This is a genomic window from Bifidobacterium sp. C0047B3, assembly GCF_056590535.1.
This window is the reverse complement of the sequence record NZ_JBWPWH010000001.1, coordinates 614759-639188: the sequence shown is the minus strand read 5'-3', so window position 1 is coordinate 639188 and position 24430 is coordinate 614759. Positions and strand designations below refer to the sequence as shown.

The window sequence follows — 24430 nt, the reverse complement described above, 5'->3', positions numbered from 1 at the left end:
GAACATAAATTAAAAAATTAAGCAAATTTTATATAATTTTGCTGCAAATAAACGCGACACGCCGACATAAAATCACATAATCGAACATAATAACTCAATTTATATCGCAGAAATTTTTGCTAGTAAATAATTCCTTGAAAAAATAAATAAATCTGCGATTATGGTAAACGTATAAAGGAGATTTTATGAACAAGTGCACTGTGAAGATTAAGCGTGTGTATGAAACGGTTAGTGAAGATGATGGTATGAGAGTCTTGGTTGATAGACTTTGGCCGCGTGGTATAAGCAAAGAATATGCTCATATTGATAAATGGCTTAAAGATATTGCTCCTACTTCGCAGTTACGCAAGTGGTTTAATCATGACCCGGAGCATTTTGAAGAATTTTCACATCGTTATGTTGAAGAACTTGATTCAAATCATGAAGCTGTTGGTGTGATTATGGATTTGTTTAATAAGTATCAAACCATAACTTTATTGTATGCTGCAAAAAATCCAAAAGTAAATCACGCATTAGTTTTGCAAGAATATTTACAAAAATTACTTGCTTGAGTATGTGTTTACTAATTTTGCGATTGTTTAACTTTGCTTAACTTTAATTATTTTATAAACATAAGTTAGTAGGAACTAACTTTAGTTGGTGCTCATTGCAATCTTTTCAACACGCCGATTTTGCTTGATATTTCAACAAAAATAAAAAACAAAACTGTAATTTTTTTCTTATTCTCGACACTTGCGTTTTGCAACATTAGAATGTCCATTTGGCATATGGGTCGGTGGTGCAATGGAGACCTCCCAGAAGCTGCCATCCCAGCGCTCGACGAGTGCTTGTTTTTTTTTTAAGCGATCACTTGTTTACCAAACATTTTGTATAGCTTGTTTTTGCAAGGAGAAGAAATGAATTCGTTATTCACGTGGCAGCTTCACGGCGATGGTAAAACATTAAAACCGGGTGAGGTTGTGGAGCCAGATGAGCGTTTAACCTGGACCCGTACTGCTGGTATTGGTGCTCAGCATGTTATTGCAATGTTCGGTGCTACCTTCTTGGTGCCTATTCTTACTGGCTTTGATCCATCAACAACATTGATGTTCACTGCTATTTCTACAGCACTGTTCTTACTTATTAACGCAAATAAGCTTCCTAGTTACCTGGGAAGCTCTTTTGGTCTTATAGCACCTGTTACAGCTGTAACAACAGCTCATAAAGGTATTGCTGTTGCAAGCTTTGGCATTATGTGCACAGGTTTGCTTCTTGCTCTTATCGGTGTGATTGTGCATTTTGCAGGAGCTAAGTGGATTGACATTATTATGCCGCCTGTTGTAAACGGTGCAATCGTTGCAATTATCGGTTTTAATTTAGGTCCTGCAGTTTGGACTAACTTCCAGAAAGCTCCAGATACTGCACTTGTAACACTAGTTGCTGTAATGCTTATTGCTGTAGTTTTCCGAGGACTTCTTGGTCGTTTGAATATTCTTTTAGGTGTTCTTGTTGGTTATGCTTACGCGTGCTTCCAAGGTCAAGTTGATTTTAAAAAGATTGAAGAAGCTTCTTGGATTGGTTTCCCTAAATTCCACACTCCACAAGTTGATTTCTCTGTTCTACTTATGTTCTTGCCGGTAGTGCTTGTTCTTATTGCAGAAAATGTTGGTCACGTAAAGTCTGTAGCTCAAATGACCGGTCGCGACTATGACTCTAAGATTGGAACTGCATTATTCGCAGACGGTTTTGGTACAGCTATTGCTGGTTTATTCGGAGGTTGCGGTACTACTACTTACGGTGAAAATATTGGCGTTATGGCTGCAACAAAGGTTTATTCTACTGCAGCTTATTGGTGTGCTGCATTCTTCGCATTCATCTTGAGCCTCTGCCCAAAGTTCGGTGCTGTTGTAAACTCAATTCCAGCTGGCGTTCTCGGTGGCGTGACTACTTTGCTTTACGGCATGATCGGCATGATTGGCATAAGAATTTGGGTTGAAAACAAAGTGAACTTCGATAAGCCAGTGAATATTATGATTGCTGCAATCGTTATGATTATTGGCATTGCTAATTTCAATTTTGCACTTTCTGGCATTCAGTTCAACGGTATTGCAATCGGAACCGTCGTGGTGTTGGTTGTATACCACTTATTGAAGGCTATTGGAAAGCTTACTGGCACGATTGCTAAAGACGATCCAGATATTGCTTAACAATACAGTTTGATTTCCTAATCGCAAAATCTTATTTCTCTAAGCGCGTTCGCATTAACTTTGCGGGCGCGCTTTTTGTAATTAGTTCTGACTACACAATATGTAGATTGGAAATAATTAGTATAGTATCATTAACCTTATGTTGAAACTCATCATAGAAATAGTTATTGGCATTATATGGGCTGCTGCTGGTGCATATATGGCTAAGAATAATAAAAATAGAAAGAGCGGCAAGAATAGCAAAAGTAGCAAAAGTGCTACAAGCGATAAAAATAACGAAAATGTGCAAGCTTATATTCTTAATGATGATGAGAAAGATAACAACAATAAACTTAAGAATGAAAGAAATTCTTCTATGAAAATCGATTTAAATTTTGCAAAATTTACTAATACTGCAAAAAAGTGGCGGTGGATTCCTGCGATAGTATTGTTAATAGTTGTGCTTGCTATAACTGCAATATTTGCTCTCGCAAGGTTCATAACTGATTGCATGTGGTATTCACAGCTTGGATTCGAGAGCGTAATTTGGATTCAGTTAGGTGCAAAAATCGGCGTTTGGGTGCTTTATGCAATATTAATGTCTGCTTTTGGCTACCTGTCTGCAGCTTTGGCAATAAAAGCGCGTCCAAGCAATGCGGATGGAACTTATATTCGAATTAAAGGCAACGTTATTGATTTAAAGCAGGGAATTAGTTCAAAGCTTGCTTTGCATGTTGCAGGAATTTTTTCATTGATTGTAGGCGCAGTATTTGGGTTTAAATTCTACAATCATTGGGCGCAAATTTTGTTAATGTTTAACGCTCAACCTTTTGGCATTAAAGATCCGCAATTTGGAATTGACAATGGATTCTACGTATTTGTGCTTCCAGGATTAAGGTTATTTATAAGCGCATTTGTGCTTTTATTGGTAATATCTCTTGTTTTCTCTATTATTACTCATGTTCTTATGGGAGCAATTCGTTTTAGTATGCCTATCGATGGTAAAGGCATATTAAGTATTACAAAACGAGCACGTAGACAAATTTCTGTATGGTTTATGCTTGTGATTTTGGTGTGGGCACTTCAACAGATTTTAGACATGTTCGCTTTAGTAACTCTTGATGGCTCTCGAATTACAGGCGGCTCATACACTGACATGAATGCTGGCGTTCCTGGAAGCATAGCAATGGCAGTGATAACAGTGCTAGTTGGTTCTATTATTGCATTTTGGTTTATGAAATCTCATGCTTTATCTGTAGAAGCACCAATTTCAGTGCGTTTTAAAACAGCAATTAAGGCATGGAAAACACCAATTATTGCTTTAGCTTTTATGATTGTTTGCTCAATGGTTATATCTTTAGCTTGGCCAGCACTTGTGCAGCGATTTAAAGTTGCTCCTAATGCTCAGGAATTGGAAGCTACTTATATTCAGCGTAATATCGATGCAACAAAGTTTGCTTACGGACTAAATAACGTAAAGAAAGAATCGTATAACGCTACTTCTAAAGGTAAATCGGGAGCATTATCAAAAGAAGCAGAGTCAACTGCGCAAATTCGTTTGTTAGATCCACAAGTTACGTCTCCAACTTTCCGTCAATTGCAGCAATCGAAGCAATACTACACTTTCGCAGATACGCTTTCAGTTGATAAATACGATATTGATGGAGTAAGTCAAGATACAGTTATTGCTGCGCGTGAACTCGATTTAGCTGGAAACGATAACCGAAACTGGGTTAATGATCATACAGTTTATACGCATGGCTACGGAATTGTTGCAGCCTACGGAAATAAAGTGACGTCAGATGGTCAGCCGCAATTCATGGAATATGGTATTCCTGCTCAAGGAAAGCTCACTAAGTCACAAAAGTATGAACCACGTATTTACTTCTCTCCGAATGCTCCTGAGTATTCTATCGTTGGATCTCCAAAAGGGACAGCTCCATGGGAGTTTGATTATCCGACTGGTTCTCAAGGTGCGTTAACTACTTTTAAGGGCAATGGCGGTCCAAGTTTAGGCAATTTCTTCTCTAAACTTTTGCATGCAATTAGGTTTGGGTCTGATCAGATTCTTTTCTCTGATCGTGTGACTGCTGAATCTCAAATTTTGTATGATCGTGATCCTAAGACGCGAGTGTCTAAAGTTGCTCCTTACTTAACTTTGGATGGTCGAGTTTATCCCGCAGTAGTAGATGGTCGCGTTAAGTGGATTGTTGATGGCTATACTACTTCTGATTCTTACCCTTATTCTCAGATGACTGATTTTGGTAAGATAACTCAAGATTCCACAACAACAACTTCTCATTCTATTAAGGGATTGACAAATCAGCGCGCAAACTACATTCGCAATTCTGTGAAAGCTACAGTTGATGCTTATGACGGATCTGTTGATTTGTATGTGTGGGATACAAAAGATCCTGTGATTAAAGCATGGCGTTCAATTTTCCCTGGTCACTATCACGATATTTCTAAGATTTCTGGTGATTTGATGAAGCATTTGCGTTATCCAGAAAGCTTGTTTAAAGTTCAACGCTATCTGCTTGCAAAGTATCATGTGGATACAGCAAGCCAATTCTTCTCTGGAGAAGATTTTTGGCAAACCCCTGTGGATCCTACTGAATCTCAGAAAGCACAAAAAGAAGATATTTTGCAACCTCCATATTATTTGACTTTGCAAACTGGAGACGCAAAGAAACCGGTGTTTTCGCTTGTTTCTACTTATATTCCAGCTGGTAAAAGCACGCGTGAAATATTGACTGGTTTCTTGTCTGTTGATTCGGATGCTGGGGATACTCCTGGAAAGATCGGTCCGAATTACGGTAAGCTTCGTTTGCAAGAATTGCCTAAAGTGTCTAATGTTCCTGGACCTGGTCAAGCTCAAAATAATTTCAACGCTAATGCGAATGTTTCTAAAGAATTGAATTTGCTTGAATCTGGTTCAACGAAAGTTAAGCGTGGAAACTTGCTAACTTTGCCTCTTGGTGGAGGACTGGTTTATATAGAGCCTGTTTATGTGCAATCTAGCGGTTCTACTAGCTATCCTTTGCTTAAGAAGGTGTTAGTTGCTTTTGGAGATCAAGTTGGATTTGCAGATACGTTAGATGAAGCACTTAATCAAGTATTTGGTGGAAACTCGGGTGCTTTGGCTGGAGATGCTTCTAATAATTCTTCTTCAAACAATGCTGCTGAAAGTAACGAATCTAAGGATGCTGCTTCTAAAGAAGGTAGCTCTAAAGAAGGCACCGCTAAGGAAAATGAGTCTAAGAATTCAGAAAAATCTAATTCTATGAGCAAAAAAGCTAAAGAAGCGCTTAAACGTGCAGCTCAAGCGTTAAAAGATTCTGATTCTGCTATGCGATCCGGAAACTGGGAAGCTTACGGAAAGGCGCAAAAAGAGCTGAGTGATGCTATTAATGAAGCAATGAAAGAAGAATCAGGTAAGTAAATAGGTTTTCGTTAATATCTCAGTTTGTGAGTTACAAAAGTAGCGAATGTTACGTTATTTTCGTTACTTTTGTAGCTCACATGCGCTGTTTTAATTCATTTCACAATTGGTTATCTGGATCCTCATCTTCGTCTGCTGAGCCAAGCAGAATTCTTTCACAAACGTTAACAATGCACATAAGAAGCGCAGTAAGAATTATTATTACTATTGTTGCAGAAAAAATAAGTGGTGTTCTAAATGAGTTATAAGCGAATTGAAGCCAAATTCCTAGCCCATCTTTGGCTCCCAAATATTCTGCAGTTGAAGCAGTTCCAAAAACATAAGCTGCACTAATGCGTATGCCACCAAAAATTTGGCGAGCTGCAACCCTTAATTTAACATGCCACAAAGTCCAAGTTCTGCTTGCTCCACAAGTTAAAGCAACATCTGTATAAAAACTTGGAACAGCGTCAAGACCTCGTATAGTTTGCACAGCAATAGGGAACATGCTGAAAACCATTACTATTACAATTTTTCCAGATATTTCAAAACCAAACCAAATCAAAAAAATTGGCGCAATAGAAATTAATGGCATAGTTTGCGCTGCGCATAAAAGCGGGAATAAAGCAGATTTAACAAGCTTACAAACATGGAAAATAACACCTAAAAGAATTCCAACTACTATTGCAATAGAAAAACCGATAACTGTTTCTTGTGTTGAAATTAATGCTGCAGGTAATAGAGTTGGCAAAGCGTCAGCTGTTGATTGAGCAATTGAAGATGGTGTTGGAATCAAATTTTCCGAAATTTTATAATATTCGCATGCGTACTGCCAAAAAACAAGTAAAACTATTACAGAAAATACAGTTGGCAGATATTTAATTAGCATACGTTTAAAACGCGATTGCGTCATGAAAACTCGATTCCTTTCTTTAAATGACTTCGATTGCTGCCCCAATCGAATTATTTAAAACTACAAATAGCATGTACATTCTATTAGAAGCGCACAACTTCTGTGAATTTAATAGTGTACATGATTTTTATTTGTCTATTTAATCGTGCATAATCTAAATGTTTCGTGAGTCAATGTGTGGCAAACTGTAGCAGATTGAATCTGCTCAGGGGCATTGAACGGCGCGGGCTGGGCCCTTTGTTACCGTTTTCTGCCGAGTTCGTGTCACTTTCCCAGAAGAACGGTACAAGAAACAAAGTAGGGAACTCATGAATATGCGTATTTTAAAGCGTACTCTTGCGTTTGTTCTTTCTGCATGCTGCGTATTTTCTTTCTCGGCATGTGGATCTGCAAGTAGTAGTAAGAATGCAAATCTCCGTAAAGTGTCGTTTATGCTATTTTGGGCACCGGATACTAATCATATTGGTATTTATGTTGCTAAGCATAAAGGATGGTTTAAAGATGCTGGATTAGATGTCAATATACTTGCTGTTGCTCAGACTGGTTCGGAACACGCAGTTGATAGTGGTGTTGCTGATTTTGCTCTTAGTACTTTGACGAATGCTGCTGATTTTTCAACAAAGGGAGCAAATCTTGAGCAAGTTATGCAAGTCCAGCAAAAGCCAAGTGCTATTTGGTGTTCACTTGCTTCGAACAATAAGATTCATTCTCCAAAAGATTTTGATGGTCGTACTTTTGCAACTTTTGGTTCAGCTGAAGGTGATGCTGTAATTCGTAGGATGATTCAACACGATGGCGGTCAAGGTAAGTTCGACAAAGTTACCGTTGGAACTTCAACTTTTAGAACTCTTGAATCTGGCAAAGCTGATTTTGGCGGCTTCTACGGCACTTGGGAAGGCGTGCAGTCTGAAATGTTTGGACCAAAGCTTCGCTGCTTCATGGAGGGCGACTACGGTGTGCCAGGTCAGCCAGATACTATTGGAATAATAGCAAATAAGCGTACTGTAGCTAAAGACCCTAAGCTTGTTCGAGCATTTGTTAAAGCTGCAAAGCGCGGATATGAATATGCTTATGAACATCCTGATGAGGCTTCTGAAATTCTTGTGAAAGAAGCAAAAGATGCTAATCTCGACATAAAGTTTGTTAAGCGTAGCATGAAGATGATTGTTGACGGTCAATATTGGGGCAATCGCGCGGATATTAAGAGCGGAAAATTTGTGTTCGGAACCACTGATGTTAAAGGCGCTCAAGCTTACTTTAACTTCTTAAGTAAGGAAGGTGCTTACACTGATTCTAAAGGCAAAGTAACTCATAAAACTCCGCAAGCAAAAGAATTGTCTACTGACGAATTTTTGAAATAAATAACATAATGACTTGAGTCTTGATAGAATAGGCTGAAGTATATAAGGGCGTATCGAGTAGTTGTAATTTTACGTTCAGCTACAATCGATGCGCCCGTTTTGTTGTTTTGCTAAATATTTGAATGGGGAGTGGTCTGCCATGGCATCGGATTTTTGGCTTATTGCTGGCTTGGGAAATCCTGGTACAAAATATGAGGGTACTAGACACAACATGGGTTTTATGGTTGCAGACGTTTTGGCACAACGTTGGTCAGTATCTCTTTCGGATCACAAAGGTTTAGCTAAACTTGGCAAAGGTGTTATGAATCTTGATGGTCGCGTAGCAAAGTTTTTCCTTGCTAAACCGTTGACTTTTATGAATGATTCTGGTGCTGCAGTATCTTCTATAAGCTCCTATTATCAAATAGAACCGGATCATATTGTGATAATTCACGATGATATGGATTTAGATTTTGGGCGCATTAAAGTAAAAGCAGGAGGCTCTGCTGGAGGACATAACGGTATTCGTTCTATCGATCGCTCTCTTGGTACTCCTCAATATTCTCGAGTGAGAATGGGTGTTGGTCATGCGCAGCGTGGTGCTCACGCGCACGATAATACTGTCAATTGGGTTCTTGGAGGTTTTGCTGCAGCTCAAAAATCTGATCTTCCAAACTTTTTAGCAGATGGTGCTGATGCTGCAGAAAGTATTATTTTCCATGGATTAGCAGCAACGCAGGAGAAGTTTAATGGCCGCTGATAGCAGGTCTAATATCAAAAACAACAAGAATGATAAGACTGATGATATTTCAGTAATAAGCTTGAGAGATATTCTTAATGATTTATCAACTAAGGATTCACTTTTTAAAGCTTTATCTGAATATAATCTTGATGCGATATCTGATTATTGTTGCGAAAGTGCAAATAAAAATCGTAAAGATTTAGATTCAATAAGTGGAGATTTAACAATTTCTTCTCCTATTGGCATTCGTTCTGCTATTGTTGCTGCATTAGCTAAGAAAAAGCCGGTTGTTGTTATTGTTCCATCGAGTAGAGATGCTGAAGATTTTATTGCATCCGTACGTGATTGGTACGATGCTGATGCTCAAGACGTTGCTAAATTAGAAGCGTGGGAAACGTTACCTCATGAAAGGCTTTCGCCTAGAGCAGATACTGTTGCTAGCAGGATTGCAGTGTTTCGTAGGCTTTGTCATCCTGAAAATAACACATCACTTTTTGGTCCGATTCGCGTGTTGGTTATGCCTGTGCGATCGCTTATTCAGCCTGTAGTTGAAGGCATTGGTGATATAGATCCTCTGTTATTTGAGTGCGGAAAAGAATTAACTCTTGAATATGCTGTGAAACGTTTGGTAGAAAACGCATATAATCGTGTTGATTTGGTGATGGAACGCGGAGAGTTTGCTGTTCGCGGTGGAATTATTGACGTTTTTGCGCCAACAATGACACATCCTGTGAGAATTGAATTTTTTGGCGATGAAATTGATACTATAAAGCAATTTCATGCTTCTGATCAGCGCACTTATGGCAATAATATTGCAAGTATTTGGGCTACGCCTTGTCGTGAGCTTCAGATTACAGAAAAAATTTGCAAGCGCGCGCGTTCTCTTATTGGCACAATTCCAAATGCTGACGATATGCTTGAATCAATCGCAAATTCTATATCAGTAGAAGGTATGGAGTCTTTGTTGCCGGCACTAGTGGATCGCATGGAATCAGTGCAAAATATGCTTCCAAAGGAATCTGTTATTATTCTATCTGATCCCGAAAAATGCCGTAGAGCTGCAGATGACGTAACTGCTACAGCTAACGAATTCTTAGCAGCTAGTTGGCATGTTGCTGCTTCTGGTCACGGTTCTGGAGCTCCAATAACATTCGATCAAGCTAATTTCTTGGATTTTGATGAAACGATTTCATCGTTAGAATTGTCTAATCATGACGTATGGAAATTAACATCTTTTGGTGTTGACAATCAAATTTATGGAAATATTGCTTTGCCAGCATCTGCGCCACAAGAGTTTCGAGGAGATGAATCGAAAGTTTCTGGAGGCATCACTTCTCTTGTTGACAATGGTTTTGCTGTAACTATTACTGCAGCGGCTTCTGGTACTCTTGCACGCTTGAGGCGTGCTATATATGCGACTGGTGTACATGAATTTACTACAGTGCGCTCAAGTATTTCGGATGGCTTCATTGATAATGCTTCGCGTATCGCGATTCTTACAGAGCGTGATCTGACAGGTAAATCTTCTGCATCAGCTCAACTAAAAACTCCAAAACGCAGGCGCAAAGCAATCGACCTAATGGAACTAAAGCCTGGTGATTTCGTTGTGCACGAGCAGCATGGTATTGGACGTTTTGTTGGCATGAAACAACGTAATATTGCTGTTTCTGGTGGTAGTGCAACTCGCGAATATTTAGTAATTGAATATGCCCCTAGCAAACGTAACGCTCCTAACGATAAGCTTTTTATTCCAACAGATCAGCTTGATTTAGTGAGTAAATATATAGGTGCAGAAATACCAAAGCTTAACAAGCTTGGAGGTTCCGACTGGGCTCAAACTAAAGCAAAAGCTAAAAAGCATGTTCATGAAATTGCTGAAAATCTTATTAAACTTTATTCAGCAAGGCAGCAATCTCGCGGATTTGCGTTTAGTAAAGATACTCCTTGGCAAAAAGAGTTGGAAGACGCATTTCCTTATCAAGAAACTGCTGATCAGCTTACAACTATTGACGAAGTAAAAGCAGATATGGAAAAGCCAATCCCAATGGATCGCTTAATTTGTGGAGATGTTGGTTTTGGTAAAACTGAAATTGCGTTACGTGCAGCTTTCAAAGCTGTGCAAGATTCTAAGCAAGTTGTTGTTTTAGTTCCAACGACATTGCTTGTTCAGCAGCATTACGAGACTTTTACAAATCGCTTTGAAGGATTCCCTGTAAAAGTTGCTGCAATGAGTAGATTCCAAACTTCTAAAGAGATTGAAGAAACTTTAGCTGGATTGCAAGATGGAAGCATTGACGTTGTTATTGGAACGCATAAGCTTTTGAATCCTAGTATAAAGTTCAAAGATTTAGGTTTGGTTATTATTGACGAAGAGCAGCGTTTTGGTGTGGAACATAAGGAAACGCTTAAAGCTTTGCGCACAAACGTTGACGTATTAAGTCTTTCGGCAACGCCAATTCCTAGAACTCTTGAAATGGCTGTAACTGGTATTCGTGAAATGTCTACTCTTGCAACTCCTCCAGAAGATAGGCTTCCAGTGCTTACATACGTTGGTGCGTATGATAATTCTCAAGTTGCTGCATGCATTAAGCGTGAATTGTTGCGTGGGGGTCAGGTTTTTTACGTCCATAATCGCGTTGAAGATATTAGTTCTGTTGCAAGTAAGATTCAGGAGCTTGTGCCAGATGTTCGTGTTGCTATTGCTCATGGAAAAATGGGCGAGAAGCAGCTCGATGCTGTTATTCGTGATTTTTGGCATAGAGATATTGATGTGCTTGTTTGTACGACGATTATTGAAACAGGTCTTGATATTTCTAATGCGAATACACTTATTGTCGATCACGCAGATAGATTCGGTTTAAGCCAGTTGCATCAGCTTCGTGGTCGAGTAGGTAGAGGTCATGAGCGTGCTTACGCTTACTTTTTGTATGATCCGTCTAAGCCTATGACACAACAATCTCACGATAGGCTCTCAACAATTGCTCAGCATACTGCACTTGGTTCTGGTTTTGATGTTGCGATGAAAGATTTGGAATTGCGCGGAACTGGAAATTTGCTTGGAGATGAGCAAAGTGGTCACATTGAGGGTGTTGGATTTGATTTGTATGTTCGTATGGTTTCTGAAGCTGTTGAAAAATATAAGGAACCTGAAAGAGTTGAGCCTGTTTGTGTAACTATTGATCTTCCTGTTGAAGCTTCTCTTCCAGTTGATTATATTGCTTCTGACAAGCTTCGTTTGGAAGCGTACAGGAAGCTTGCTGCTGCTAAGGATAATAGTGATTTGCAAGAACTTCACGATGAGCTTCTTGATCGCTTTGGTAATCCGCCTGAAGAGTTTGAGTCTTTGTGTGATGTTGCTCGTTTGCGCTTTAAAGCGCGCGAGATTGGTATTACGCAAATCAGCTCTCAAGGAAAATCAGTGCGAGTTGTTGGCGTAGATCCAAAAGAGTCTGTGATGATGCGTTTGAAGCGTATTTATAGAGGCTTACAGTATCGTCCTCTTACTCATATGCTTATTGTTCCAGCTCCTTTTGAATCTTCACTCGGTGCTGATTCAATGAGTGAGCATGAGATACTTTCATGGGTGCGTCAGCTTCTTGATGACGTCGCTTGGTAAATTAGTTCAAAAAATTGTGCATGTCACTTTTATGGAATGAATATCAAAGTTGCCTTGTTATGCTAAAAATATTTTGCTCAAAATGTTCTTGTGCTTTTATATTATTTTCACTCGGTGTGAGATAAAACAGAATAATGTTTGCAGGATAAACTTTGATTCCATTACGTAAAACATCGATAATACCGCGTTTAGCTAGCTCTGATTGTAGGCGGTTCAGGAACGAACGTCTTTTTTGTTCGGATTGTCCTATGCCTAACAAATCAAATTGTTCAGGCTGCGTTGTTTTAAGAAAGCGGAAAAGTCGCGTTTCATCAATGGCGTATTCCTTGTTGTAATCAGCGTTGGTGCCTTCTTCATAACCATTATGTTCAACAAGCCAATTGACAATGAGTGTTTCTAGGCCGTTTTCTTTTGTGTTGGTAAAAGTTATCATTGTTCTTCCTCCGCTTTTTTCTTTGCTGTTTTCTCAAGGCTTTTTATTGTGTCAATGTAAGATTTTTCAACGGGAGAAAGATTATTGACAATAAAACGCTGATATTCTTTATCGGCTTTTTCGATCGCTTGCTTATGGCTGACTTTGCCTGCACCACTTAAAAGCTTTTCTCCGGTAGCAGAAAGAATATGATCTAAGTGTTCCACATAATCACTCATATGCATAGGATTGTGACGCATAGCTTGCACTTCAGCAAAATCGAAATATCCTGAAACAATACTATTCAATATCTTCAGCTCATCTTCTGATAAATAATTTTTAGCAATATGCGTGTCTTTTGCTGTTGGAAAATCGCCGGAAAAAGTAGTAAGGCCCATAAAAGGTTTATTCGCATCTGCTCGTTCATAAATAACTTCAGCAGCTGTGTGACCGTGAGCAGCATAATGTAGCTTGTTTTGTACCAGCTTGAAGAACGCAAGTGATTCTCTGCTTTTTGGGTTATAGTCCACGCTTGTGGCATATAAATCCAACACTTGACGATACATGACTTTTTCTGAAGAACGAATATCGCGAATACGATCTAAGAGTTCATGCCAATAATTGCCACCTCCGAGCTGTTTTAAGCGTTCGTCGTCCATGGTAAAACCCTTGATCATGTACTCTTTCAAACGCTCACTTGCCCAACGGCGAAAATTCGTCGCGATTTTGGATTTAATACGGTAACCAAGGGAGATAATCATGTCGAGATTATAGTAGGTAGTGAGATATTTTTTCCCGTCTGAGGCAGTTGTTCGGAATTTCCGAACAACTGAATTTTCCTCAAGTTCTTCCTCTTCAAAAATATGTTTAATGTGCTCACTGATGTTGGATTTACTTGTTTGATAAAGATCGCATAGTTGTTGTTGCGTCAGCCAAACTGTTTCATCCACGAAACGCACGTCAATTTTTGTTTCACCATCATTGCTTTGATAAATAACAAGATTGCCTTGATTATCGGCACTAGATATTTTTTTGTCTTCAGGCATAATTACACCTCCTCTGGTATTTCATCTTCGCTCTGTAATGTGTCGTTATCATCTGATTTATAGAGAGTTTCTTCAACCTGTTCATAGTCTTGTATCTCAACATCTCGTACATCAATTTGTCCTGTAACCACGTCGGCAATAAGGCTTGATATCGTAGCAGGAGTAGGTGGCATCTTTAATTTTGTCTGCAACAGGAATAAAGATTAGGTCTCTGCTAAAGTCAATCAAAATCATATTTTAGATAATTTAATTAACGAAACGGAGAGCCGCCTTCGTGCATAAAGCGTGTCTTTATTTTACATGAATTGCTCTTAAAAGAGAATCTTTCGTTTCGTAAAAAGATGAAATAGAAAGCTAGGTGATGAAAATGTATAAGAACAGTAAGCAGACCTCATTCAACAATTAGAAAGCGTGTATGTGAGATTTAAACGCTGTTTATCAAAGGCGTAAATATGCTTGTTAAAGATAAACGAGAAATCATCGCAACGCATAAAGAGATGGTAAAAACTGTTTTTGATACTTCAAGTCTTGAAAATGAACAACTGAAACTTGAAGAAGAACTCAACATCGTAGCTGACAAGGTTAACAACTGCATCAATGAAAATGCACGGAAATTGCAGGACCAGGATGAGTATGAGAAAAAATATACGAGTTTACTTTCCTTGATGGGAGCGTAATGAAAATAGACGGGTAAACAACGAATATACAATATATAAAGGCTAGTCAATATTGCAGTGCCTTTATCAATTATTTTTTCGCGTTCTTACTGTAACGCTTCTCTAAGCTCATCTTCTATTTCAACGTGATTATTTGGACGCTTTTGTGCATCAAGTTGGCTTCGATCAATATTCCAGTTTTTCTCAATGATTCCGTCTTTAATCATAAGAATTCTGTCAGAAAGTCTTACTGCTTCGGAAATATCGTGCGTGACCATTATTGTGGTCCAGCCATGTTTCTGTCTTAGATTATCAAGCAAATCTTGCATGTCTAAACGAGTTAAAGCATCTAATGCTCCGAAAGGCTCGTCTAAAAGTAGTAATTCAGGATTATGAACTAAAGCTCTAGCTAATGAGACTCGTTGGGCTTGACCACCTGAAAGTTCTGATGGCCATTTCGAACCGCAATTATTAAGTTGCATATCATTAAGAGCTTTTTCTGCAATAGATTTTAGTTCTGATTTGTTTCCTTGTATGCCGAAAACTACGTTCTTACTTACTGTTAGCCATGGTATTAATCTTGCATCTTGGAAACCTATTGCTTGATGTTGTGTGACGTTTATTGTTCCAGAATCAGGTTTGATTAATCCTGAAATAACTTTAAGAAGAGTAGTTTTTCCGCATCCTGAGCGTCCTATTAAAGATACGAATTCGCCTTTTTTAATATTTAGATTTATATCTCGTAATATTTTAGCGTTATTTTTAAAAGTCACGCCAATATGTTCTAGAGTAACGCAGTAAGAGTTATCTTTAGTCTCATAGTTTTCTTCTATTTGAGTGTTCATATTTACTCCTACTGCGTTGCTCTAAATCATGTTTATATAATCTTGTTATATAACTTTGTTTTAATTTTGATTAATCAGTTATATATTATTTTATTTTGATATTTAATTTTTGTTTTTTATGAATATGTGTTTTATAGATAAATGGATTAATTTACTTTGTGCAATCCATTACAGAATCTTTCAAATTCTTTGGAGCTTGCTTGATTAAACCATATTTCACGTATTCTTTAGCTTGAGTTTCCATCATTTTCAAACCTTTTTCATCGATTGGACGAATAGTTGGATTGTCAAACTTTTCAATTTGCTTAATAATAGTTTCGCTTGCTCCGAGCTGCTTGTAAGCGTTTCCAATAACATTGTTTTCTTTATGAGACTTTTTTGCTTCGCGAACAAGAGCCTTGTACATCTTCTTAACAAGATCTGGATGCTTTTTGGCAAAGCTCTTAGAAACAATGTGAATAGTAACGTTCATATTTCCGTACTTTTTAGCATTTACAAGCAATTTTGCACCTGGAGTTGTCATTGCTGCAGCAAGATTCTGATCGAATGAGGAAATTGCATCAATCTGTCCGGAAGTAAATGCTGCTTGGAAGTTCTTAGGGCTCATCTCAACTTTGTTAACTTTAGAAACGTCTAAACCGCTTTTATCAAATGCGCGGTGAAGCATGTAATCGCCAGTGTCACCGTTGTGAATAATAGCAACTTTCTTACCATATAAGTCTTTTAGTGTTTTCACGCCGCTTTTTGCGGATGCAACGATTCCTTGAGAATCACCATTGTAATATTCGAGCGCAAAAGCTACCCATGGCTGTCCTTCAGCAATCAAATCAATGAAGCGTCCAGTTCCAGTAGTTGTAGCATCTGCATTTCCGCTCATAACGGCAGTAAGACCATCAACTGGAGTGTAAGGACCAGTGTAAACTACTTTAGATTTGCCAAATTCATCTTGAAGGAATTTCTCATTTTTCAAAGTAGTTAAATAATTTGCTGTAGAAAGATAAGCAACTCTCATAGTTCCAGCGTCTTCTTTTGAAGAAGCGGTTGATGATTTTTGTGAGCTTCCGCAAGCTGCAAGAGATACAGTTGCACAAGCAGCGCAGATTAATGCAATAATGCTCTTTTTAGAAAATCGCATTTTTAAATTAGCCATGATATATAGCTCCTTTTGTTTGGTTGTTATTATTTGTTGTTTGTTTGGTTGTTATTATTTGGTTGTTGATTCTAAATATTGACTAATTCTTAAAAAGCAATTTAATGCATTTTAAAAAGTAGTTAACTTTAGAAAAATGTTGATATTACTAGATTATTTGCGTGATTTTCTATCTAATCTGCGTTCAGGTATAAGGAGATACTCTAATATATTTGCAGTAAGCTCAGATCCAAGACCTGCAATTGCGTACATAATAACGCATGCCATCATTTGATCTGGCCTAAAGAATTCTTGCGCTCTTGAAAGAATGTATCCAATTCCAATAGAAGAATTAACTGTTTCGCAAGTCACTAATGCAACCCATGCTACAGATATTGCAAATCGCAAACCTGTCATAAAACTTGGAAGTGTGCCGCGAAGCAAAATAGATATAAAAATAGTAGATTTTTTAACGTGATAAACCTGCGCTAATTCAAGAAGTTTTGGATCAATATTACGAACTCCGTCGCGAATATTAACGTACATAGGTCCAAAAACGCCAACAGCTATAAGCGCTATTTTCATCGTTTCATCTATTCCGAGGAAAATTATTAATATTGGAGCTAAAGCCGGGAATGGAATTGACCTCAACATGTGGCTTGGTTTATCAACTACAATATTGCCAAGCTTACTGCCTCCTGCAAGTATGCCTGCAGGAACAGCAAAAATAATTCCTAGCAAAAGTCCTAAAAGAACTCGTAAAATACTTATTCCTAAGGATTTTAATAATATGCCTTCGCTGTTTAAATCAATAAAAGCTTGTATTACTTCATATGGGGATGGCAAAGAACGGTCTTCGACTGGAGAAAGAGTTGTGAAAAACCACAAAACCAAAATGAGTATAGTTGAAATCCACACTTTACACGAAGATACCGCTTTAAACGCAATCTTCAATATGTTCTTCGCTTTATTAGGCGAACTGTAAGTCATGCGACAATCCCTTCGATAGTTTTAGCTATATCAGGTTCAACGAGTGTATTCTCAGCGCAACACTGTATGTATTGTTGTTTGGCACGATGTAGTTGCGCACCCCGTGTCTGAGGTCATTATCACTTAAGGGTATGGACAACTGTATTTTAAATCGATATTTATAAACGATATTGCTTAAAAATATACAATTGGCTCATATGACTCGAGTTAAATCAAAATATTGTGAACGTTCACGGCATAAATACGCTGATACTCAATATAACGTCCATAAAACGCACTAGTCTTGGAAGAGTCATCACAACCCATAGGTATAAAGGAGTAGTTGTGGCAGCTATTGAAAGCGTATATGCACGCGAAATTTTGGATTCTCGTGGAAATCCTACTGTTCAGGTTTATTTGGAGACCGAAGATGGCGCTCAGGGTATTGGTTTAGTGCCTTCTGGTGCTTCTACTGGTGAAGCTGAAGCTTGGGAACGTCGCGATGGTGACAAGTCCCGTTATCAAGGCAAGGGCACGTTGGAAGCTGTTAAGGCTGTCAACGAGGTAATCGCACCTAAGGTTATTGGCATGGATGCCACCGATCAGCGCGCTCTTGATGAGACGATGATTGAGCTTGATGGCACGCCAAACAAGGGCAAGCTTGGTGCTAACGCAATTCTCGGCGTTTCCCTTGCTGCTCTCTACGCTGCTGCTGAATCCGCTCAGCTTCCGTTGTACCGCTACATTGGCGGCACCAATGGTCACATTCTTCCAGTTCCAAACATGAACATCATGAATGGTGGTGCTCACGCTGATTTCGCAACCGATATTCAGGAGTACATGATTTCTCCTTACGGTTTCGCAACCTACAGCGATGCTTTGCGCGCTGGTGTTGAGGTTTATCACACCTTGAAGAATGTTTTGAAGAAGGAAGGTTTGGCAACTGGTCTTGGTGACGAAGGTGGCTTCGCTCCAAAGATGAAGTCCAATGAGGATTCCTTGAAGTACATCATGGATGCAATCGCAGCCGCTGGCTACGAGCCAGGCAAGCAGATTGGTATTTCTCTTGACGTTGCTTCTTCCGAGTTCTACAACAAGGAAACTGGTAAGTATCGTTTCGATGGCGAAGAGCGCGAATCTGCTTACATGCTCGATTACTACGAGAAGCTCATCAACGAGTATCCAATCGTTTCCATCGAAGATCCATTCCAGGAAGAAGGATGGGATGATTGGGCAGAAATCACCAAGCGTCTTGGTGATCGTTTGCAGTTCGTTGGCGATGACTTGCTCGTCACCAATCCAAAGCGTTTGGCTAAGGGTATTGAGCTCGGTGCAGCTAACTCCTTGCTCGTGAAGTTGAACCAGATTGGTTCCGTCACCGAAACCCTCGACGCTATTGAGCTTGCAACTAAGAACGGCTTCACTTCTATGGTTTCCCATCGTTCTGGTGAAACCCCAGATACCACCATTTCTGATCTTGCCGTTGCTAAGAACACCGGCCAAATCAAGACTGGTGCTCCTGCTCGTGGCGAGCGTATTGCTAAGTACAACCGCTTGCTTGAGATTGAGGAAGAGCTTGGTTCTACCGCTCAGTATGCTGGTTACAGCGCATTCAAGGCTTGCAAGAAGTACATGAAGTAACTTTTAGTTTTAAAGTAACTTAGTGGCTTCTTAAGTCTTTGAGTTTTAACGGTCAGTCGTGTTTACGGCTGACCGTTTTTTATTAAATATTTTTGAAAAAATCGAAACGCGCAAAAAATTTTCTTAAATTTACTTTCATTCTCACCATAATAGTGATATTTTTGTGAGAAAATCGAAACAGAAGGAGATGTTTCATTATGCGAAAAGTAGCAGTTATTGGTATGGGAAATGTTGGCGCAGCTGTTGCTCACCAGCTTGTTGTTGGTGGTTACGCCGACGAGTTATACCTGTATGACAAGAATGAAGCTAAGGTTAAGGCTGATGCATTGGATTTTGAGGATTCAATGGACAATTTGCCTTTTAATGTAAACATTACTGTCAATGATTACGATGCTTTGAAAGATGTTGAAGTTATCGTAAGCGCTATGGGCAATATTAAGCTTTTAGACGTCCCAAATCCTGATCGTTTCGCAGAACTTAAACATAATCGTGTTCAAGTTGAAGAAGTTGGTGCAAAGATTAAAGCTTCTGGCTTCCATGGTGTTTTAGTTGATATTACTAATCCTTGCGACGCTATTTGCCAGCTTTATAAAGAAACAACTGGTCTTCCTTATGAAAAAGTTATTGGCACTGGAACTTTGCTTGATTCTGCACGTCTTCATCGCGCTGTTGGCAAATTCTTCGGAGTTCATCCAAAAGCTGTGAAGGGCTATAGCTTGGGTGAACATGGCGATTCACAGTTCGTTGCATGGTCCACAGTTAAGGTTCTTGAACAGCCGATTGTTGAGCTTGCAAAAGAAAAGAATATTGATTTAGATGCTGTTGATGAAGAAACCCGTCAAGGCGGCTTCACTGTGTTCTACGGAAAGAAGTATACAAATTACGGTATTGCTGCTGCTGCAGTTCGCCTGGTTCATGCTGTTCTTTCGGATTCAAAGGAGCAAATGCCTGTTTCGAACTATCGCGAGGAATATCATTCTTATCTTTCTTACCCAGCAATCGTTGGTCGCGAAGGTATTGTGAAGCAGTGCCAACTTGACTTGACTGAAGAAGAGTTGCAAAAGTTGCAGCATTCTGCAGATACAATTTTGAGCAAGGCTCAAGCAAAATAGATAAGTCAAAATAAAATAACTAGAAAATACTACTTTTGAATCTAAAATATTTTTACAGATTTTAGATAAAAGCGTATTGAAAAATGTCGTTGTAGGTTTAATTGCTCTTCAATAGTGTTGAATTTACAGCGACATTTTTGTTATAAAAATTTTTGATATTAGATTATTTATTATTTGAATTCTTAAAGTTGGCTAGTCCTAATTGTTTATGATATATACTTTTAGCTATAAATGACATTATTTTTTGGGGGGAAATATGATTTCTAGTGCATACATAAGTGTTGGAAGCAATATAGGTGATAGATTACTTAATTTGCGTCAAGCTGTTTCGCTATTGAAGCAAAATTCACATATAAGCAATATTATCGTTTCTTCAGTGTATGAAACTGAACCAGTTGGTGACGTAGTGCAAGACAGTTTTTATAACATTGCTTTACGCTTGTACACTGATTTAACAGCTTTTGAATTGCTTGATTTTATTCATGATATTGAACAGCGTCTTCACAGAAAGCGCATAGTTCGTTGGGGCCCTCGAACAATCGATTTAGATATTATTGATTTTGGTGGTCAAACTATAAAAAGTGAAAATCTTACGATTCCGCACAAAGAAAGAGATAATCGCAGATTCGTATTAGTTCCTTTGCTTGAAATAAGCGCAGACGATGCTAATTATCATGAGCTCATCCAAGATAAGCTTAATAAAACTAGCGACACTAATTGGATTAATATTATTGAAAGTAGCGAAGTTTTTAATTAGTTTGGAATATAAATTTAGTTTTAAATATGAGGCTTTAGAAAGAAAGAATACAAATGCGAATTATTGAAAGCAATTTGGAGAATGTATCTTCTAAAAATATTGCAGATATAGCGTTACTGCAGGATCTTTGCGTAAATCAAAAAATTTTATGCACGTGGGAAAATATTAGCGAAAACGATTTAAACAAAGTAGCTGATTTTCTCGATCATTTTGATACAGCTATCAAAGTATCCGAGTCTTCTATTGACTTCATTTTGCCGCTTATTGCTCTTAAACCTTTTATGCAAGAGTGCGAAAAAGCATGGTACGAAGATCAAGAATTACTTGCAAGTTTGCGCTCGCTATTAAAGCAAAAAGCAATTGTGTGGAATGCAGGGCGATTCTGCTTTGATACACTTGACAAGCCTATAGTTTACGCGATTTTGAATATTACTCCTGACTCATTCTATGATGGTGGCAAGTACCAAAGTGAAGACGAGGTAAATAGCCATATTAAAGAAATAGTTGAAGCTGGTGCTGATGTTATAGAAGTAGGCGGTCAAACTACAAAACCTGGCGGTTATTTAGAAATTACTCCAGAAGAGGAAATAAGGCGCGTTATACCTGCTATTAAGTATATTCACAAAAATTATCCTCAAATTGCTGTAGCAGTAGATACTTACAAGTTACCTGTAATGGAAGCTGCAATTGAAGCTGGCGTAGATATTATAAATGATGTTCGCGCGTTTGATTCTCCAGAAAAAGTAAAGCTTATGGCAGATTCTAACGTTGGATTAGTGACAATGCATAGCAATAGAGATACAGAATATGACAATTTAACAAAGGTTATGTGTCAATTCTTTAGCGATAATTTAAAAATGCTTGTTGATGGAGGAGTTGACTTAAATAGGATTATTCTTGATCAAGGAATTGGCTATGCAAAGGTTGCTGATGGTGAACAAGATTATGCAATGATGCGAAATATTAATCAATTGCATCGTTTTGGTCGACCAATATTGGTTGCGATTTCTAGAAAAGGCTTTGGTAAGAAGCTTTTTAATTTAGATAAAGAAGATCGTTTGCCTGTCACTTTAGTTGCAGAAACAGCGATGTTTATGGCTGGTGGGCGTGTAATACGTGCTCATGATATTGCAGAAACAAAGCAATTAGTCGAAATGATTGATGTTATTAATAGAAATTACTGGTTTAAGTAGAAAAATTTAAATAATTTTTTTGCAGTTTTGTTCGTCAGTTTTTTTAATTTTAATAACGAATAAATGTAGTGTGACTGTAAATGCAGTGTTACTGTAAATGTGACACAACAGCATTTTGCATCTAAAAGCGCGTAAGATACTAGCGGAATGCATGATGTTTTCACGTCGAATACATCAAGTAATTTAGAAAGTATGGTTATGAAAAAGCGTCGTAAAACAGCATTAGGTGAAGATGTAGCACCATTGCAACAGCGTCGACTACTTTCAGGACCACTTGTGTTTTTATTTATGGTTTTTGTAGTTACTGTTGGTTCAATTGAGTGCATTTCAACAGTTAGAAATTATGCGTTAAGCTTATCTGAGCTTCATGCACTTCAGCGTGAAGAAAGTGATTTACGTGAACAAAAGCGTACGTTGAATAATAATATTGACCGATGGAAAGACAAAGCATACGTTACTGCTCAAGCTAGAGATCGTCTCGGCTTTATTTTTCCCGGTGAACAGGCTGTTCGCGTAGAGCATCCTGAAGCAGTAACTGGAAAAGTTCCGAATGAATTTGCTCAAGAAAATAGCGAAACTAAGACTCATTCAGTCTTGCCTTGGTATAGTGACTTAATGTATGCAATACATAAAGCAGACAAACCAGATACTGTGCCATCCTTATAACATATAAACTGATAAAATATATAAACTGATAAAGTAAAAAATTATTTATTTGTAAAACAGCTTTAACAGGAGTAGAAACGCATGGCTAACAGCCAAGAAAGTTCAGATAAAATGCAGAACAGTAATAAGAATTATATTCCAAAAGAAGCTGTAAAACGTTTATTTACTACACCTGCGAGTGATGCCGAGCGTGCAATTGTTGAAAAGCAACTTGGAAGATTCCCTAGAGGAATGGTAGCTGTTGGTGCTCGTTGCGTTTGTGGTAGACCTCTTGCTGTTATTACTAGACCGTGCTTAGAAGATGGCACTCCATTCCCAACTACATGCTACCTTACCAGTCCTGAAGCTGTAAAAGCGGTGTCTCGCGTCGAAGCAGACGGTATTATGCGAGAATATAACGAGCTATTGCAATCGGACGAAGATCTGAAAAAACAATATGAGCGTGCGCATAAGTATTATTTGGAATTCCGTCATGAATTAGCTGTGTCTTTGGGAGATAGTGAAGAGCATATTAGTCAGATGAGCGCTGGTGGAATGCCAGTTCGTGTCAAATGCTTGCATGCTTTGCTTGCGCAAACATTGGTAATGGGCAAAGGTGTAAATCCGATTGGTGATATGGTGTTAGAGCGCATTAAAGATGAGTTTGATCCTAGCGTGTGCCGCTGTACTACTCCGTGGAGCGATGATGCATATGCTGCTGAAACGGAAGTTGTTGTGGAAGACGAAACGGATGCAAAAGATAAAAATGCAAAGTGTGAAGCTGTGAAAAGTGACACGACTACTTGTGCAGAAAAAACAGTACAGGTTGCCGCAATTGACTGCGGTACGAATTCTATTCGACTAAAAATTGCGCAAGTTTCTGAGCATGGAATGAAAGATATTGTGCCTCGTATGCTTCGCGTCGTTAGACTAGGTCAGGGAATTGACGAAACTCATCGTTTCGCAGATGACGCTTTGGAGCGAGTGAGGGATGCTGCGCACGAATTTGCGCAAGTTTTGAAAGAACATCCAGTTGATGCGATTCGTTTTGTTGCAACTTCAGCTACACGAGATGCTGAAAATCGTGAGATTTTTGAACAAATGATGATTGATGAGCTTGGTGTTCGTCCTGAAGTTATTAGTGGTACTGAAGAGGCAGCTCTTAGCTTCCTTGGGGCAACAAGCGTTGTGTCTCGCGATGAGTTGCAGCCACCGTATCTCGTAGTTGATTTAGGTGGAGGCTCTACTGAGTTAGTGCTTGGAGGGGATGGTGACTGCTTGCCAGCGCACAAGGTTTCTGCAGCATACTCCATGAATGTTGGTTCCGTTAGAATGACTGAAAGGCATTTGCATACTGATCCTCCTACAGAAGAGGAAATTCAAGCTGCTATTGAAGATATTGACAAGCATATTGATGATGCTTTCAAAGTCGTTCCTGCAGGACGAGCGCGCACTATTATTGGCGTTTCTGGAACTGTGACAACTATGGCTGCTTTGACCATGGGATTGCAGCATTATGATCATACTGCTGTCGATGGTGTGCGTATTGGATTAGAGCAGGCTTATGCTGTTAATAATCGATTTTTGCGTATGCCTAGGGACTGCAGGCGCACGTATGCGACGATTCACCCAGGGCGTGTGGATGTTGTTGGCGGTGGAGCAGTGATTTGGAGCCGTGTGTTGGAGAGATTAGCAAAAGCTGCGTATGAGGATCACGGAGGTGTTTTGGATACCTTTGTCGCAAGTGAGCATGGTTTGCTTGACGGAATTACGCTTGATTTGGGAAGAAAGTTACTCGCCACACGCTGAGCTTGTTCTTTGCTTAGAT

General features: G+C 38.8%; 19 protein-coding genes and 1 riboswitch. Of the genes, 13 read left to right on the top strand and 6 right to left on the bottom strand.

Annotation, left to right across the window (positions count from 1 at the left end; genetic code table 11):
* Positions 1-185: 185 nt before the first annotated feature.
* From AC1EKT_RS02440 to AC1EKT_RS02430, 3 genes are all read left to right on the top strand, one after another.
* Positions 186-551, top strand: coding sequence for a DUF488 domain-containing protein (locus AC1EKT_RS02440; protein WP_481615982.1), 366 nt, complete (start codon positions 186-188; stop codon positions 549-551).
* 345 nt (positions 552-896) lie between these two features.
* Positions 897-2186 carry a uracil-xanthine permease family protein gene (locus AC1EKT_RS02435; protein WP_415683858.1) on the top strand — a complete coding sequence of 430 codons (1290 nt, stop codon included), beginning with the start codon at positions 897-899 and terminating at the stop codon, positions 2184-2186.
* A 139-nt stretch (positions 2187-2325) separates the two neighbouring features.
* Complete coding sequence (locus AC1EKT_RS02430) at positions 2326-5607, top strand: UPF0182 family membrane protein (protein WP_415683859.1); 3282 nt, start codon at positions 2326-2328, stop codon at positions 5605-5607.
* Between the two features lie 100 nt (positions 5608-5707).
* On the opposite strand, the gene AC1EKT_RS02425 is transcribed toward AC1EKT_RS02430, so the two are convergent.
* Positions 5708-6499, bottom strand: coding sequence for an ABC transporter permease (locus AC1EKT_RS02425; RefSeq protein ID WP_481615981.1), 792 nt, complete (start codon positions 6497-6499; stop codon positions 5708-5710).
* 308 nt (positions 6500-6807) lie between these two features.
* Between AC1EKT_RS02425 and AC1EKT_RS02420 the strand changes: the two genes are divergently transcribed.
* The 3 genes from AC1EKT_RS02420 to mfd all read left to right on the top strand — a co-directional run bounded on the left by AC1EKT_RS02420 (position 6808) and on the right by mfd (position 12197).
* A complete protein-coding gene (locus AC1EKT_RS02420) occupies positions 6808-7860 on the top strand; it encodes an ABC transporter substrate-binding protein (protein WP_415683860.1) in 1053 nt (350 codons plus the stop codon).
* A 139-nt stretch (positions 7861-7999) separates the two neighbouring features.
* A complete protein-coding gene (gene pth / locus AC1EKT_RS02415; protein ID WP_004111397.1) occupies positions 8000-8599 on the top strand; it encodes an aminoacyl-tRNA hydrolase in 600 nt (199 codons plus the stop codon).
* Complete coding sequence (gene mfd, locus AC1EKT_RS02410) at positions 8589-12197, top strand: transcription-repair coupling factor (RefSeq protein ID WP_481615980.1); 3609 nt, start codon at positions 8589-8591, stop codon at positions 12195-12197. Before pth ends, mfd begins: the two co-directional genes overlap by 11 nt.
* 43 nt (positions 12198-12240) lie before the next feature.
* On the opposite strand, the gene AC1EKT_RS02405 is transcribed toward mfd, so the two are convergent.
* Both AC1EKT_RS02405 and AC1EKT_RS02400 read right to left on the bottom strand, forming a co-directional pair.
* The gene (locus AC1EKT_RS02405; RefSeq protein WP_481615979.1) at positions 12241-12630 is read right to left on the bottom strand and encodes a hypothetical protein; all 390 of its coding nucleotides are present in this window, start codon (positions 12628-12630) and stop codon (positions 12241-12243) included.
* Positions 12627-13655, bottom strand: coding sequence for a virulence RhuM family protein (locus tag AC1EKT_RS02400; protein WP_481615978.1), 1029 nt, complete (start codon positions 13653-13655; stop codon positions 12627-12629). The genes AC1EKT_RS02405 and AC1EKT_RS02400 overlap by 4 nt, the downstream gene beginning before the upstream one ends.
* 452 nt (positions 13656-14107) lie before the next feature.
* Between AC1EKT_RS02400 and AC1EKT_RS02395 the strand changes: the two genes are divergently transcribed.
* Positions 14108-14332, top strand: coding sequence for a hypothetical protein (locus tag AC1EKT_RS02395; protein ID WP_415683862.1), 225 nt, complete (start codon positions 14108-14110; stop codon positions 14330-14332).
* Between the two features lie 86 nt (positions 14333-14418).
* On the opposite strand, the gene AC1EKT_RS02390 is transcribed toward AC1EKT_RS02395, so the two are convergent.
* The 3 genes from AC1EKT_RS02390 to AC1EKT_RS02380 all read right to left on the bottom strand — a co-directional run bounded on the left by AC1EKT_RS02390 (position 14419) and on the right by AC1EKT_RS02380 (position 17275).
* Positions 14419-15156, bottom strand: coding sequence for an ABC transporter ATP-binding protein (locus AC1EKT_RS02390; protein ID WP_481615976.1), 738 nt, complete (start codon positions 15154-15156; stop codon positions 14419-14421).
* A 151-nt stretch (positions 15157-15307) separates the two neighbouring features.
* Positions 15308-16306, bottom strand: coding sequence for an ABC transporter substrate-binding protein (locus AC1EKT_RS02385; protein WP_415683863.1), 999 nt, complete (start codon positions 16304-16306; stop codon positions 15308-15310).
* Between the two features lie 153 nt (positions 16307-16459).
* Positions 16460-17275, bottom strand: a complete 816-nt coding sequence (locus AC1EKT_RS02380) for an ABC transporter permease (protein WP_421789967.1) — start codon at positions 17273-17275, stop codon at positions 16460-16462.
* Positions 17265-17389, bottom strand: a riboswitch (TPP riboswitch). (Overlaps the previous gene by 11 nt.)
* Before the next feature lie 210 nt (positions 17390-17599).
* On the opposite strand from AC1EKT_RS02380, the gene eno reads away from it, so the two are divergent.
* From eno to AC1EKT_RS02350, 6 genes are all read left to right on the top strand, one after another.
* Positions 17600-18895, top strand: coding sequence for a phosphopyruvate hydratase (gene eno / locus AC1EKT_RS02375; RefSeq protein WP_004111411.1), 1296 nt, complete (start codon positions 17600-17602; stop codon positions 18893-18895).
* Between the two features lie 197 nt (positions 18896-19092).
* Entirely contained in the window at positions 19093-20007 is a 915-nt protein-coding gene (locus tag AC1EKT_RS02370; protein ID WP_415683864.1) for an L-lactate dehydrogenase, read from the top strand.
* A gap of 256 nt (positions 20008-20263) precedes the next feature.
* The gene (gene folK / locus AC1EKT_RS02365) at positions 20264-20764 is read left to right on the top strand and encodes a 2-amino-4-hydroxy-6-hydroxymethyldihydropteridine diphosphokinase (RefSeq protein WP_481615975.1); all 501 of its coding nucleotides are present in this window, start codon (positions 20264-20266) and stop codon (positions 20762-20764) included.
* A 53-nt stretch (positions 20765-20817) separates the two neighbouring features.
* On the top strand, positions 20818-21957 hold the full coding sequence (gene folP, locus AC1EKT_RS02360) for a dihydropteroate synthase (RefSeq protein WP_419399308.1): 1140 nt from the start codon (positions 20818-20820) through the stop codon (positions 21955-21957).
* A 192-nt stretch (positions 21958-22149) separates the two neighbouring features.
* Positions 22150-22623, top strand: coding sequence for an FtsB family cell division protein (locus tag AC1EKT_RS02355; protein WP_116431745.1), 474 nt, complete (start codon positions 22150-22152; stop codon positions 22621-22623).
* A 111-nt stretch (positions 22624-22734) separates the two neighbouring features.
* Positions 22735-24411, top strand: a complete 1677-nt coding sequence (locus tag AC1EKT_RS02350; RefSeq protein ID WP_419399321.1) for a DUF501 domain-containing protein — start codon at positions 22735-22737, stop codon at positions 24409-24411.
* Positions 24412-24430 lie beyond the last annotated feature (19 nt).

Excerpts from the sequence above, each read along its gene's own strand:
- AC1EKT_RS02400 (WP_481615978.1), bottom strand. The coding sequence starts at position 13,655 with ATGCCTGAAGACAAAAAAATATCTAGTGCCGATAATCAAGGCAATCTT.
- AC1EKT_RS02370 (WP_415683864.1), top strand. The coding sequence starts at position 19,093 with ATGCGAAAAGTAGCAGTTATTGGTATGGGAAATGTTGGCGCAGCTGTT.
- folP (WP_419399308.1), top strand. The coding sequence starts at position 20,818 with ATGCGAATTATTGAAAGCAATTTGGAGAATGTATCTTCTAAAAATATT.
- AC1EKT_RS02395 (WP_415683862.1), top strand. The coding sequence starts at position 14,108 with ATGCTTGTTAAAGATAAACGAGAAATCATCGCAACGCATAAAGAGATG.
- AC1EKT_RS02435 (WP_415683858.1), top strand. The coding sequence starts at position 897 with ATGAATTCGTTATTCACGTGGCAGCTTCACGGCGATGGTAAAACATTA.
- folK (WP_481615975.1), top strand. The coding sequence starts at position 20,264 with ATGATTTCTAGTGCATACATAAGTGTTGGAAGCAATATAGGTGATAGA.
- AC1EKT_RS02390 (WP_481615976.1), bottom strand. The coding sequence starts at position 15,156 with ATGAACACTCAAATAGAAGAAAACTATGAGACTAAAGATAACTCTTAC.
- AC1EKT_RS02430 (WP_415683859.1), top strand. The coding sequence starts at position 2,326 with ATGTTGAAACTCATCATAGAAATAGTTATTGGCATTATATGGGCTGCT.
- AC1EKT_RS02440 (WP_481615982.1), top strand. The coding sequence starts at position 186 with ATGAACAAGTGCACTGTGAAGATTAAGCGTGTGTATGAAACGGTTAGT.
- AC1EKT_RS02355 (WP_116431745.1), top strand. The coding sequence starts at position 22,150 with ATGGTTATGAAAAAGCGTCGTAAAACAGCATTAGGTGAAGATGTAGCA.
- AC1EKT_RS02425 (WP_481615981.1), bottom strand. The coding sequence starts at position 6,499 with ATGACGCAATCGCGTTTTAAACGTATGCTAATTAAATATCTGCCAACT.
- AC1EKT_RS02350 (WP_419399321.1), top strand. The coding sequence starts at position 22,735 with ATGCAGAACAGTAATAAGAATTATATTCCAAAAGAAGCTGTAAAACGT.
- AC1EKT_RS02405 (WP_481615979.1), bottom strand. The coding sequence starts at position 12,630 with ATGATAACTTTTACCAACACAAAAGAAAACGGCCTAGAAACACTCATT.
- pth (WP_004111397.1), top strand. The coding sequence starts at position 8,000 with ATGGCATCGGATTTTTGGCTTATTGCTGGCTTGGGAAATCCTGGTACA.
- mfd (WP_481615980.1), top strand. The coding sequence starts at position 8,589 with ATGGCCGCTGATAGCAGGTCTAATATCAAAAACAACAAGAATGATAAG.
- AC1EKT_RS02420 (WP_415683860.1), top strand. The coding sequence starts at position 6,808 with ATGAATATGCGTATTTTAAAGCGTACTCTTGCGTTTGTTCTTTCTGCA.
- AC1EKT_RS02380 (WP_421789967.1), bottom strand. The coding sequence starts at position 17,275 with ATGACTTACAGTTCGCCTAATAAAGCGAAGAACATATTGAAGATTGCG.
- AC1EKT_RS02385 (WP_415683863.1), bottom strand. The coding sequence starts at position 16,306 with ATGGCTAATTTAAAAATGCGATTTTCTAAAAAGAGCATTATTGCATTA.